Annotated in this window: 12 protein-coding genes; 8 read left to right on the top strand and 4 right to left on the bottom strand. The window is 34.6% G+C overall.

What is annotated here, in order from left to right; translation table 11 throughout:
* Positions 1-26 precede the first annotated feature (26 nt).
* The 3 genes from ACUN0F_RS30620 to ACUN0F_RS30610 all read left to right on the top strand — a co-directional run bounded on the left by ACUN0F_RS30620 (position 27) and on the right by ACUN0F_RS30610 (position 3,298).
* A complete protein-coding gene (locus ACUN0F_RS30620) occupies positions 27-1,286 on the top strand; it encodes a tetratricopeptide repeat protein (RefSeq protein WP_240588863.1) in 1,260 nt (419 codons plus the stop codon).
* Positions 1,287-1,300: 14 nt separating this feature from the next.
* On the top strand, positions 1,301-1,429 hold the full coding sequence (locus ACUN0F_RS30615; protein WP_000733137.1) for an NprX family peptide pheromone: 129 nt from the start codon (positions 1,301-1,303) through the stop codon (positions 1,427-1,429).
* Positions 1,430-1,597: 168 nt separating this feature from the next.
* Positions 1,598-3,298 (top strand): M4 family metallopeptidase, encoded by a 1,701-nt coding sequence (locus ACUN0F_RS30610; RefSeq protein ID WP_088061807.1) that lies wholly within the window; start codon positions 1,598-1,600, stop codon positions 3,296-3,298.
* A 63-nt stretch (positions 3,299-3,361) separates the two neighbouring features.
* Here the strand turns inward: ACUN0F_RS30610 and ACUN0F_RS30605 are convergent, their stop codons facing one another.
* Positions 3,362-3,910: a TVP38/TMEM64 family protein gene (locus ACUN0F_RS30605; RefSeq protein WP_445540719.1), complete on the bottom strand. Its 549-nt coding sequence runs from the start codon at positions 3,908-3,910 to the stop codon at positions 3,362-3,364.
* Positions 3,911-4,310: 400 nt separating this feature from the next.
* Between ACUN0F_RS30605 and ACUN0F_RS30600 the strand changes: the two genes are divergently transcribed.
* Positions 4,311-4,829: an RNase A-like domain-containing lipoprotein gene (locus tag ACUN0F_RS30600; protein WP_000822712.1), complete on the top strand. Its 519-nt coding sequence runs from the start codon at positions 4,311-4,313 to the stop codon at positions 4,827-4,829.
* Positions 4,830-4,844: 15 nt separating this feature from the next.
* The gene (locus ACUN0F_RS30595) at positions 4,845-5,117 is read left to right on the top strand and encodes a hypothetical protein (RefSeq protein WP_046953833.1); all 273 of its coding nucleotides are present in this window, start codon (positions 4,845-4,847) and stop codon (positions 5,115-5,117) included.
* A 39-nt stretch (positions 5,118-5,156) separates the two neighbouring features.
* On the opposite strand, the gene ACUN0F_RS30590 is transcribed toward ACUN0F_RS30595, so the two are convergent.
* From ACUN0F_RS30590 to ACUN0F_RS30580, 3 genes are all read right to left on the bottom strand, one after another.
* Entirely contained in the window at positions 5,157-6,419 is a 1,263-nt protein-coding gene (locus tag ACUN0F_RS30590; protein WP_445540718.1) for a VanW family protein, read from the bottom strand.
* A 234-nt stretch (positions 6,420-6,653) separates the two neighbouring features.
* Positions 6,654-7,670: an LCP family protein gene (locus ACUN0F_RS30585; protein WP_445540717.1), complete on the bottom strand. Its 1,017-nt coding sequence runs from the start codon at positions 7,668-7,670 to the stop codon at positions 6,654-6,656.
* A gap of 187 nt (positions 7,671-7,857) precedes the next feature.
* Positions 7,858-9,036: a NupC/NupG family nucleoside CNT transporter gene (locus tag ACUN0F_RS30580; protein WP_046957355.1), complete on the bottom strand. Its 1,179-nt coding sequence runs from the start codon at positions 9,034-9,036 to the stop codon at positions 7,858-7,860.
* Between the two features lie 91 nt (positions 9,037-9,127).
* Between ACUN0F_RS30580 and gloA2 the strand changes: the two genes are divergently transcribed.
* From gloA2 to aspA, 3 genes are all read left to right on the top strand, one after another.
* A complete protein-coding gene (gloA2, locus tag ACUN0F_RS30575) occupies positions 9,128-9,514 on the top strand; it encodes an SMU1112c/YaeR family gloxylase I-like metalloprotein (RefSeq protein ID WP_001017670.1) in 387 nt (128 codons plus the stop codon).
* A 107-nt stretch (positions 9,515-9,621) separates the two neighbouring features.
* Positions 9,622-10,920, top strand: coding sequence for a hemolysin family protein (locus ACUN0F_RS30570; RefSeq protein ID WP_445540716.1), 1,299 nt, complete (start codon positions 9,622-9,624; stop codon positions 10,918-10,920).
* A gap of 274 nt (positions 10,921-11,194) precedes the next feature.
* Positions 11,195-12,628 (top strand): aspartate ammonia-lyase, encoded by a 1,434-nt coding sequence (aspA, locus tag ACUN0F_RS30565; protein ID WP_264462328.1) that lies wholly within the window; start codon positions 11,195-11,197, stop codon positions 12,626-12,628.
* Positions 12,629-12,643 lie beyond the last annotated feature (15 nt).

Raw genomic sequence — 12,643 nt, 5'->3', positions numbered from 1 at the left:
GGGGGTAATGAGAATGGAGGAGGACAATGCAACAAACATTAGAAAAAATAGGCAAACAAGTCTTTTATAAACGGCTACAGCAAAAAATGACACAAGAAGAATTATGTCAGGGCATTTGTTCTGTCTCATACTTAAGCAAAATCGAAAATGGAAAGATCGAGGCATCAGAAGAAATTCTACAATTGCTCTGCACAAGGTTAGAAATTGCCGTGACGGATTTGAGAGATGTAGAAGAAGATGTGAAGGGGAAGCTAGATGAATGGTTGAATGCACTAGTTCATTTGGACAAGCCACAAGTAGAGCGCATATATGAAGAATTACAAGGTGAAATGAAGCATGTTTTGGATTTTGAAATTATAAATTATTATAAACTGCTGTATACACGTTATTTAATGATGAAGCGGGATCTCCCTGCTGTTGAAGAAGAATTGGACGGATTGAAGAAAGTGTATAAGAAATACTCGCCTTTTCAGAAGATGTTATATACGTATAATAAGGCATTATTATATTCTGTGCAGTACAAATATACGCAAGCATTAGAGTATTTGTTAAAAACAGAATCGATGGCGAAAGAGTTAGGATATTATGAAACAGGAATATATTATAATTTAGCATTGACATATAGTCAGATGGAAATAGATCATATGACATTATACTTTGCTAATGTGGCATTAGAAGGTTTTAAAAGCGAATATAAATTTAGAAATATAATTAATTGTAAGTTTTTAATTGCGTTTAGTTATACTAGAAAAAAACAATATAATGAAGCTATGGAAATCTATAATCATATCATAAGAGAAGCAACTTCTTTTGCTGATAAAGATAATATTCTTTCTATTGCTTTAAATAATATTGGTTATCTGTACTACCGACAAAAAAATTATGCCAAGGCGAAAGAGTATTATATAGAATGCTTAAAATATAAAAAAGAAGAGGATATGAACTATATTGATGCTATGTATGAGCTTTCGTTACAGTGTATTCAATTAGGAGAAATCGAGGAAGCGGCTAAATGGATTGAAAAAGGCATCATTGCCGCAAGGAAAGATGATAGATATAAAGGGATGCTATATTTATTATTAAGTTTACGATATAAGTATTTTGAAGAAAGAGATGTTTATAAAAAATTTCTAGAAATAGAAGTAGTTCCTTTCTTTAAAGCAGAGGAAAATATAAAAGATTTAAAGAAAATATACTTAGAACTAGCTGAATACTTAGAAGAATGTTCAGATTTTAAAGAAAGTAATCGCTACTATAAGTTAGCGATAAATTTATTAGAAGAATAAGGAGGAGAAATAGTATGAAAAAGTTAATTGCAGGAACATTTGTAGTTATGGCGATTGCGGCGGTGGTATTGGATATTCAGTATGCGTGGAAGCCAGATACTCTTGGTCAAGAAGCTAAAACAGTTCAACAAATTAATTCATAATTGAAAACCCCTTTCCAATCGGAAAGGGGTTTTTTCAATATTTGTTCCTCAAAATTCTACAAAACTTGAGAAAGTAATTATTTGAATTTTTAGTATATTAATAGTGGAAACATAGTGCTACGATAAAACTACTCTTTTTCAAAAAATAATTTATTAGGGGGAAGATTCATGAAAAAGAAAAGTTTAGCGTTAGTGTTAGCGGCAGGAATGGCAGTTACAACGTTTGGAGGGACAGGCTCTGCATTTGCGGATTCTAAAAATGTGCTCTCTACGAAGAAGTACAATGAAACGGTGCAATCACCTGAGTTTATTTCTGGTGATCTAACTGGAGCGACTGGTAAGAAAGCAGAATCTGTTGTGTTTGATTACTTAAACGCAGCAAAAGGTGATTATAAGTTAGGGGAAAAGAGTGCGCAAGATTCTTTCAAAGTAAAACAAGTGAAAAAAGATGCTGTAACTGATTCAACAGTAGTACGTATGCAACAAGTATATGAAGGAGTACCTGTATGGGGTTCTACGCAAGTAGCTCACGTAAGTAAAGATGGTTCTTTAAAAGTATTGTCTGGAACAGTTGCGCCTGATTTAGACAAAAAAGAAAAGTTGAAGAATAAAAATAAGATCGAGGGCGCAAAAGCAATTGAAATTGCGCAAAAAGATTTAGGTGTTACACCTAAGTATGAGGTAGAACCAAAAGCGGACTTATATGTATATCAAAATGGTGAAGAAACAACATATGCATACGTTGTAAATCTAAACTTCTTAGATCCAAGCCCAGGAAACTACTACTATTTCATTGAAGCAGAAAGCGGTAAAGTATTAAATAAGTTTAATACAATCGATCATGTGACGAATGATGATAAGTCACCAGTTAAACAAGAGGCTCCTAAGCAAGATGCAAAAGCAGTTGTAAAGCCTGTAACAGGAACAAATAAAGTAGGAACTGGTAAAGGGGTATTAGGAGATACGAAATCGCTTAATACAACGTTATCTGGATCATCTTATTACTTACAAGATAATACACGCGGGGCAACGATTTTCACATATGATGCGAAAAATCGTTCAACATTACCAGGAACATTATGGGCAGATGCAGATAATGTTTTCAATGCAGCGTATGATGCAGCGGCAGTAGATGCTCATTACTATGCAGGTAAAACATATGATTACTATAAAGCTACATTTAATAGAAATTCTATTAATGATGCAGGAGCGCCATTAAAATCAACAGTTCATTACGGAAGTAATTATAATAATGCATTCTGGAACGGATCGCAAATGGTATACGGAGATGGAGACGGTGTAACGTTTACTTCATTATCTGGTGGAATTGATGTAATTGGTCATGAATTAACGCATGCGGTTACGGAAAATAGCTCGAATTTAATTTATCAAAATGAATCAGGAGCATTAAATGAAGCAATTTCTGATATCTTTGGTACATTAGTAGAGTTCTATGATAACCGTAATCCAGATTGGGAGATTGGTGAAGATATTTACACGCCTGGTAAAGCAGGAGACGCGCTTCGCTCTATGAGTGATCCGGCGAAATATGGTGACCCGGACCATTATTCTAAGCGTTACACTGGTTCAAGTGATAACGGTGGAGTTCATACAAACAGTGGGATCATTAACAAACAAGCGTATTTATTAGCAAATGGTGGTACACATTCTGGTGTAACTGTAACTGGTATTGGTAAAGATAAGTTAGGTGCAATTTATTACCGTGCAAATACACAATATTTCACGCAATCTACTACATTTAGCCAAGCTCGTGCTGGTGCAGTACAAGCTGCAGCTGATTTATATGGTGCGACTTCTGCGGAAGTAGCAGCAGTGAAGCAATCATTTAGTGCTGTTGGTGTAAACTAAGGGTTTAAGAGAGTATTATTAATAAAATACTTCAAAAATAAAGAAGGAGCCTATGCTCCTTCTTTATTTTTTTCTCCATTTTTTCCACAAATAAAACAATCCAACACACCCCGCGATTGTTACAATCCACTTCGCTTCATTCGTTCCATTCATGACATGATAGGCAGAATATACTTCGATTAACAAAGCCGGTATTTTACCTATTGTGCTGGCAATACTGAAAGAGAGTAATGACATTTTGCCTAGAGCGGCAAATAAAGTAACGATACTGGACGGGATGAAAGGTATGAATCGAAACGATAGAACGAGTAGAAAGGCCTCTCTACCTTCTACATAAAGTAGGCGTTCTACCTTTGGATACTTATTTACTTTGTTGTGAGTGAATTTCTGAAGGCCTATACGATAAATATAAAACGAGATAATAGCCCCTAATGCCTCACCAGCGATCGAAATAATAGTTCCATTCGTTACACCAAATAGCTGTATGTTAATAGCGGTCAAAAAAATACTAGGGATAAAACCTAAAAGACTGATGATGACGTTAATTAAGATACTAAGTGGAATTGCGATTGAATAATAGTCTGTTAAGAAGTTTTGAATTGTTTCAGTCATTGTTTAAAATCCTTTATCTTTTTTTGCATTACACCATATTTCTATTGTGTAGGCAAGTGCAAATTTACATAATGTAGGAAAGCGTTGATAAAATACCGTATGTATACCTTATTCAGGTATTGGGTATATAAAATAAGGGGTATATTATTATAGTTTGGAAAACAACGAACAAACCCTGTATTTAAAAGGTTTGTTCGTTGTTTTTAAGTGGTAATTTAAGTCGGGAAATAATCAAAAAAACATAGGGGTATATTTTAGAGAGGGTCCAAAATAGTAGTTTGATGAAATTAGGGTGGTAATATGGCAAAATTGATGAGGAATTTTAAAAATGTATATGTTTTTTCGTTGTGAAATTGACTTTTAGTGAAGTTACGATAATAATCATGGAAGAGGTGATATGATGAAACGAATAAGTAGTCTTTTCTTGAGTAGTTTATTGGCATTAATGCTGATCTTAAGTGGATGTGCAGGAAAAGAACAAAAAACAGAGAAACAAACAGGGAATCAATCGACATCAGTAGAAAAAATTAGTGATAATATTTTAGATGAAATGGAAGGGCCACCTAAAAATGGTCATACAATTGAAAGACATGTAGGAAAATCAGAAGAGGATTTGAAGAATCGCTTGAAGACAGATAAAGTATCAGCGGCAAGTACATACTATGATAAGGAAACAGCGACGAAAGCTGTAAAAGATAGTTTGAAGCAGCATGATAAGGAAATTCAAGATTGGTTAAAAAATTCTAAAGAGGCTCGTCTCGTATTAAATACAACTCATTCATTCCCAGTTGGAAAAACGGTAATAAAGAAAAATATGAATGTAAAAGACAAGTTAGTAAAAACTGTTACTGTTTTGGCGAGAGATAAGTCAGGAGATTTAGGGTATAAGATCATTACTTCTTATCCATCTGATAAATAAGAAGGGGGAGTAAATATGTATACGACATTACAATATTTTTTCAAATCGTATTGTACGTTAAGTATCCATGAGGATGAAATAGTAGGCGTGATGGAAGAGTTTATAGAGCAAGAAGATGAAGAAATTGTTTTGAAATTACGCGATGAATTATTATATATGAAGAAAAAGAACGCTTGGGAAGAGGCGTGCGTATTAGTTGCGAAGCAAGGAAATCGTATGTGGTCTTTAGAGGAAACGAAAGACCATCTTGAAGCTTTTTTACTATTATTGCAAAAGAAAAAGGCGTGATCTATTCACGCCTTTTTTGTTTGCCAATTTGATGGTGTCTCATTGTGTTGGGGCACTTTTATATACGCTTTTGGAAATTTGTCCATTTGATACTACTTCACCGTTTTGTGTTACTTTTTTATACGTAACCGCTGTTATTTTATCATCAGTTCTACTAACTACTTGAGAAGAAACTTCAACATTTTTACCAGTATTTGTACCAAAAATGCGAGTAGTAATACTACCGCCGTTTGAAAATGCTTGAATATAAATATGATTGCCTGTATTGTTTTTAAATTTTAAATCCGGACCATAATCTGCCACTGCTGCATCTTGCCCAAGTGGTAAATAATTTACGGGCATAGAATGATTACTTCGAGAAACAATTCCTAAATCTGCTCTTAAAGCTGCGCTATATAAAGTACTACTAACTTGGCAAACGCCTCCGCCTGCACTTTGTATAACTTTACCTTGTGAAAATACTGCTGCGGATTTATAACCATGGGCAGCATCCGTTACGCCAACGCGGCCATTAAAACTAAACGTTTCATCAGGTGCGACAATAACTCCACTTAAAGTATTAGCTGACTTATTTACGTTATAGGACTGGTTTCCATTCCGACCAGCCATTGGAGTTGAATATTCAGCAATTACTTCTTTAATCCCCATTTTCTGTATATCTTCTGTAGAACGCTCAGGTTTTAAGAGTGTAACTGGTAATGTAACGTCCGATGAGCCAGAAGCAATGGCCTGCTGCGTTAAATCAGTTAATTTTCCTTTATCAATTTTTTCTCCATTTTGACTTTGGCTAATATTTACTGTAGAGCCTTCAACACTTAATTCTGCATTAACAGGATTTTTTAATGTGTCATTATATTTATCCTTCATAAAGCTTTCATAAGCAGTTGTATTTAATTGAGCTGTTAATTTATAGTCACGCTTTAATTCACCGTTTTCGGCCTGCTTCCGCATTTGGTAACGATTCATTGCGTTTCCTTCTTGCTCTTTAAAGATTTTGTCGATAATATCTTTTTCCTTATAATTTATCCCTAAATCTTTCCATGTGTACGTTTGTTTATCATTTTGGAATATGTAGGTAAGAGATTTTTGATCTAATTCAGTTACCTTTTGATTAATAATTGCTTGAATATCTTTTTTATTTTTTCCATCGAGAGAAATACCTTCAAATGTAGTATTTGGTAATGCAGTAGTATTTAATTGATTATTTAGTTTGGATACATATTGATATCCACCAACACCGCCTACACAAAGTAATATGCCTCCAGTAATTGCAGAACCGATCAGTATTTTACTTAGCTTCATTTATTTCCCCCCAGAAATTTTTGTATAAATATATGTATTACATTTTTTGTATAAAAATGATGAAAATAACATTATGTACGTACTAGTATACTATTATTTCCACTGTGTGTGTAATGTTTTTATAAAAAACGTTACACTGTTGTAATAATTGTCTCTTTTTGTCACAATATGTACGAGAAATAAGTTGAAAATTATAATAAAAAGGCTGTCTAGAAAGATCTAGCAGCCTTTTTATTATAATTTTTTATGTTCATTTTTATTCGTAACACCGAGATGTTCTTGTAGTGTTGTCGAAATATTATTGACGCTTTTTTCATTTGGAACGTAATAATAAATACCACCTATATATTTATCAGTACCTTCTACTTGCATTTTGTCCATTTTCAAATTTGAATCCATTGAATTTTTGGCAATTGTCATCATATCATCAAAAGTTAAATTTGTTTTTAAGTCTTTATCGACAGCGTCTAATAGGCCACCAATTTTATTAATGGAATTAAGAGATAGTGCTTTTGCAGCAATAGCTTCTAAAACAAGCTGTTGTCGTTGACCGCGCATATAATCACTATCGATATGACGAGTTCTAGCTAGTGCTAATGCCTCTTCTCCATTTAAATGTTGACGTCCTTTTTTGAGGTGAATTGCATCTGCTTCGTCTTTACTATTTTGTTCTGTAAACTCAACTGGAACATCGACAGTAATACCACCAAGAGAATCGACAATTTTGATAAATGATTTAAAGTTGAATTTTACATAGTAATCAACTGGAACATCTAAAAAGTTCTCGACCGTATCAATTGTACTGTCCACACCACCGAATACGTGCGCATGTGTAATTTTATCGTATTTATCACGTGATTTAATGTACACACGTGAGTCACGTGGAATACTGACAAGCTTAACAGATTTATCGTTTTTATTAATTGTAGCAAGTAATAGCGCATCCGTACGAGTTGCTTTTCCGTAATTTTTGTCCCTGATTTCACTTTCATCAACACCCATAATGAGTACAGAAATATTATCAGTCATAGGCTTAACGGCTTTTTCACGTTTGCTGGATTTATCCCCGCGACCCAGTCCAGAATAGGCATTACTTAATACAGATTTTGCTTTACTGTATATATGGAAGGAATAGCCCCCTGCTCCAAGTGCTACAACCAGTAATGGAATAAGCAGGAACCAAAGGAGGCGCTTTTTCTTTGGGCGTCCTTTTTTGGCTCGAGTATCTTTGTTCATATCGGATTTCATCATTTTTTCTCCTTTAAAACTATCAAAGTATATACATCTAGAAGCACATTCAAACACATAAAAAATATTGTACGCTAAATAAAAGCGATTGTACATGTATAAAAAATAGATGTCTTGATTATTTATAAAGACATCTATTCGTTATTGTATACAAAAGATAGGGATAAGAAAATGATAAAATTTTACCTGATTACAACATAATGCTTACGATAATTGCAGATAAAATGCTAACGAGAGTAGCTCCATATAGTAATTTAAGACCAAATCTGGCAACGACATTTCCTTGTTCTTCGTTTAGCCCTTTTACCGCACCTGAAATAATGCCGATAGAAGAAAAGTTGGCAAAAGAAACGAGGAAAACAGAAATAATACCAACTGTACGAGGAGAAAGGCTATTAGAAATTTTACTAAGGTCCATCATTGCTACAAATTCATTTGTTACAAGCTTCGTTGCCATAATGCTACCAGCTGTGACAATTTCAGAACTTGGTACACCGATAAGGAATGCAATAGGCGCAAAGACGTACCCAATTAATTGCTGGAAAGTAATGCCGAATATAATGAGGAATAGGTCATTTATGCAACTCATTAATGCGACGAATCCGATGAGCATAGCGCCGACAACGATTGCTACGCGGAAACCATCTAGAATGTATTCTCCAAGCATTTCAAAAAAGCTTTGCTTTTCTCCTTTAATTTCTAAAATATCCTCGTCATCTTTCACATCGTAAGGGTTAATGATGAGTACGATAATAAACCCGCTAAATAAATTGAGAACGAGTGCGGTTACTACATATTTAGGCTCGATCATTGTCATATAGGCACCTACGATAGACATAGATACGGTTGACATGGCAGAAGCGCAAAGTGTATAAAGGCGGTGTTTTGGAATTTGAGCTAATTGTTTTTTTACCGTAATAAATACTTCTGATTGGCCGACAATGGCAGAGGCGATAGCGTTGTAAGATTCTAATTTCCCAAGACCATTTATTTTGCTAAGGAAGTAACCAATCCAATGAATAAAAAATGGTAGTATTTTGAAATGTTGTAGTATACCAATTAAGACGGAAATGAAGACAATTGGTAATAATACAGTAAGGAAAAATGACATTTCACCTTTATTGGCAAGCCCCCCAAATACGAAGTTTATACCATCAGCGGCATACTCGAGTAGCTTTGTAAACAGACTGGAAATGACCCGAATAAGTATGAGGCCGATTTCTGTATTTAATAATAAATAGGTTAAAATTAACTGTATAATAAGCATGATGAAAATTGGTTTAAATTTAATATGTTTCTTATTGTTGCTAGCAATATAAGCAAGGAAGAAAACAACGATAAGTCCCACGAAAAAAGTAATAAATTTCATAGTAAGCCCCCTAAAAGAGATATTCTGCTATATATGTTTTTCATTTCAAGGGAGAATATGCATCTTTGGTAAAGAAAGGAATAGAGAGAGCATGAATATATGTAGAGTGCACCACGTTGCAATTATTTGTTCGAATTATGAACTGTCAAAGGATTTTTATACTCGGATATTAGGTTTTAAGGCGATAAATGAAGTATATAGAAAAGAACGAGATTCTTATAAGTTAGATTTATGTGTAGGGGAAGAGTATCAAATTGAATTATTTTCATTTCCAAGTCCACCTGAGCGCCCAAGTTTTCCAGAAGCAGCTGGACTTAGACATTTAGCATTTGCTGTTACAAATATAGAAGAAGCTGTAAACCATTTAAAACAGTGCGGTGTGGAGACTGAAGCGATACGTATGGATGAAATTACGGATAAAAAATTTGTCTTTTTCCAAGATCCTGATGGCTTGCCTTTAGAATTGTATGAGGCTTGAAATTGGTGAATTTTATATAGGGTTGCTTTCAAATAAATGAAGAAACTAAAGTGAAACTTCTTTTTTAAAGGAGGTGTAACTTTAGCTAAGAAAGCTAAAGGAAATATGTGGATATTTTAAAATTACTGATGGTAGTTATCCTTATTGCGTTAACAGCATTTTTTGTAGCTGTTGAGTTTGCAATTATTAAGGTACGTAGCAGTCGTATTGATCAACTCGTTAGTGAGAAACGACGAGGAGCATTGGCAGCTAAAAAAGTAACTTCGAATTTAGATGAGTATTTATCAGCATGTCAGTTAGGTATTACAATTACTGCTTTAGGGCTTGGGTGGTTAGGAGAGCCCACTATAAAACATATACTCGAGCCGTTGTTTTTAAAACTACACTTATCTCCTGCAATTGCAAGTACAGTTTCATTTATTATTGCCTTTGCAGTTATTACGTTTTTACATGTTGTCATTGGTGAACTTGCTCCGAAGACGCTCGCTATACAAAGGGCAGAACAAGTTAGCTTATTATTATCGAAGCCAATTATTTACTTTTACCGAGTAATGTATCCGTTTATTTGGGCTTTAAATGGTTCTGCAAGGCTTGTGACAGGGTTATTCGGATTACATCCGGCTTCTGAACATGAAGTTGCTCATTCAGAGGAAGAATTACGATTAATCTTATCCGAGAGTTATGAGAGCGGAGAGATTAATCAAAGGGAATTTAAATATGTAAATAATATTTTTGAATTCGATAATAGAGTCGCAAAGGAAATTATGGTACCTCGTACGGAAGTTGTAGGTTTATATGAGGACGAACCATTTGAAACACATATTAAAATAATCGCACAAGAAAAGTACACGAGATATCCCGTATTTGGTGAAGATAAAGATGAAATTATTGGGATGGTTAATGTAAAGGATTTATTTATTCGTTATATGGATGGTAATCGAGACGAGGAGTGCTCGATTAAACCATATACAAGACCAGTTATTGAAGTGTTAGAAAATATTCCTATTCATGATTTGCTATTACAAATGCAAAGAAAACAAATTCCATTAGCTGTATTATATGATGAATATGGTGGTACAGCGGGGATCGTTACACTAGAAGATATTTTAGAAGAAATTGTTGGAGAAATCCGAGATGAATACGATGAAGATGAACACCCGCCTATAGAGCATATAAGTGAAGGGTGTAAAATCGTAGAGGGCAAAGTGCTTATTAGTGAAGTAAATGATTTATTTGGCCTACATTTAATCGCTGATGATGTAGATACAATTGGTGGCTGGATTATGGTACAAAAGCAAATCGTTGCTGAAGGAGATATTATTGAAAAACACGGCTTTTCTTTTAAAGTTCTTGAAAAGGATATGCATCAAATTAAACGAGTGGAAATAAAGAAGGTAGAAGAATGATTTTCTATAAATTTTTATCCCGCATTAACGGGCAGTAAGACCCCTAACTCAAAATTCAGCGAAAGCGAAGAAGTTAGGTGGGGGATCAACAAAACCCCCACTGATTAAAGTTTCACTTTATAAAAGGTATATATAGAAAAATAAATGTTTGCGCTTTCAAAAAAGGTGCTATATAGTGAAGGTGGATACTGAAAAATTCTTCTGAATGATACTCGTTTTTTTAGAGGCGAATTTTTTAGATAAGGATTTAGAATGAAAAGTATAGGTGATGAAAATGATAGCAACGAAGGATATACGTATAGAGAAAGATTTTTTAGGTGAAAAGGAAGTACCGAGTGTAGCTTATTATGGGGTACAAACATTACGTGCTGTAGAAAATTTCCCGATTACAGGATATCGCATTCATCCGTCACTCATTACGGCAATGGCAATTGTGAAAAAAGCGGCGGCCCTTGCAAATATGGATACTGGTTACTTAGCTAAAGACATTGGATATGAAATTGTAGAGGCAGCGCAAGAAATTGTTGATGGAAAATTCCATGATCAATTTATCGTGGATCCAATCCAAGGCGGTGCTGGAACTTCTATTAATATGAATACAAATGAAGTAATCGCTAATCGAGCTTTAGAACGTATGGGATATGAAAAAGGCGAGTATGTGAAAATTAGCCCAAACACGCATGTGAACATGGCTCAATCAACGAATGATGCGTTTCCAACGGGAATTCATATTGCAACTCTTATGATGTTAGAAGAACTTCTTATTACAATGGAAGAACTTCATGCTGCTTTCCGTGAAAAAGCAAAAGAGTTCGATCACGTCATTAAAATGGGGCGTACACATTTACAAGATGCTGTTCCGATTCGTCTTGGACAAGAATTTGAAGCGTATAGCCGAGTGGTTGAACGTGATATAAAAAGAATTAAACAGTCTCGCCAACATTTATATGAAGTGAACATGGGGGCGACAGCTGTTGGTACGGGATTAAATGCAAACCCTACGTACATTGAACAAGTGGTTAAACACTTGCGAACATTTAGCGGATTTCCACTTGTTGGTGCAGAGCATTTAGTTGATGCAACGCAAAACACAGATGCATACACAGAAGTATCTGCCGCATTAAAAGTATGTATGATGAATATGTCTAAAATTGCGAACGACCTTCGTATTATGGCATCTGGACCGCGTGTTGGATTAGCTGAAATTCAATTGCCGGCTCGTCAACCAGGTTCATCTATTATGCCAGGTAAAGTAAATCCTGTTATGGCAGAAGTAATTAATCAAGTTGCTTTCCAAGTAATTGGTAATGATCATACAATTTGCTTAGCATCAGAAGCAGGACAATTAGAGTTAAACGTAATGGAGCCTGTACTCGTATTTAATTTAATTCAATCTATTAGTATTATGAATAACGGATTCCGTGTATTCCGGGAATATTGTATTAAAGGAATTACAGCAAATGAAGAATTGCTGAAGCAATATGTTGAGAAAAGTGTTGGAATTATTACAGCGGTGAACCCTCATATTGGTTACGAAGCAGCATCTCGTATTGCACGTGAAGCAATTGAAACAGGAAAATCTGTTAGGGAGCTATGTTTAGAACATGGTGTACTGACAGAAGAAGAATTGGATATTATTTTAGATCCGTTCGAAATGACGCATCCTGAAATTGCTGGTGCTTCTTTACTAAAGAATAAGAAGATGTAATATGAAAAAAACACC

The sequence above is a fragment of the Bacillus sp. 1A genome, from assembly GCF_052682215.1.
This window is presented reverse-complemented; position numbering and strand designations above follow the sequence as displayed.

Excerpts from the sequence above, each read along its gene's own strand:
- ACUN0F_RS30595 (WP_046953833.1), top strand. The coding sequence starts at position 4,845 with ATGTATACGACATTACAATATTTTTTCAAATCGTATTGTACGTTAAGT.
- aspA (WP_264462328.1), top strand. The coding sequence starts at position 11,195 with ATGATAGCAACGAAGGATATACGTATAGAGAAAGATTTTTTAGGTGAA.
- ACUN0F_RS30605 (WP_445540719.1), bottom strand. The coding sequence starts at position 3,910 with ATGACTGAAACAATTCAAAACTTCTTAACAGACTATTATTCAATCGCA.
- ACUN0F_RS30615 (WP_000733137.1), top strand. The coding sequence starts at position 1,301 with ATGAAAAAGTTAATTGCAGGAACATTTGTAGTTATGGCGATTGCGGCG.
- ACUN0F_RS30600 (WP_000822712.1), top strand. The coding sequence starts at position 4,311 with ATGAAACGAATAAGTAGTCTTTTCTTGAGTAGTTTATTGGCATTAATG.
- ACUN0F_RS30610 (WP_088061807.1), top strand. The coding sequence starts at position 1,598 with ATGAAAAAGAAAAGTTTAGCGTTAGTGTTAGCGGCAGGAATGGCAGTT.
- ACUN0F_RS30620 (WP_240588863.1), top strand. The coding sequence starts at position 27 with ATGCAACAAACATTAGAAAAAATAGGCAAACAAGTCTTTTATAAACGG.
- ACUN0F_RS30580 (WP_046957355.1), bottom strand. The coding sequence starts at position 9,036 with ATGAAATTTATTACTTTTTTCGTGGGACTTATCGTTGTTTTCTTCCTT.
- ACUN0F_RS30590 (WP_445540718.1), bottom strand. The coding sequence starts at position 6,419 with ATGAAGCTAAGTAAAATACTGATCGGTTCTGCAATTACTGGAGGCATA.
- gloA2 (WP_001017670.1), top strand. The coding sequence starts at position 9,128 with ATGAATATATGTAGAGTGCACCACGTTGCAATTATTTGTTCGAATTAT.
- ACUN0F_RS30585 (WP_445540717.1), bottom strand. The coding sequence starts at position 7,670 with ATGATGAAATCCGATATGAACAAAGATACTCGAGCCAAAAAAGGACGC.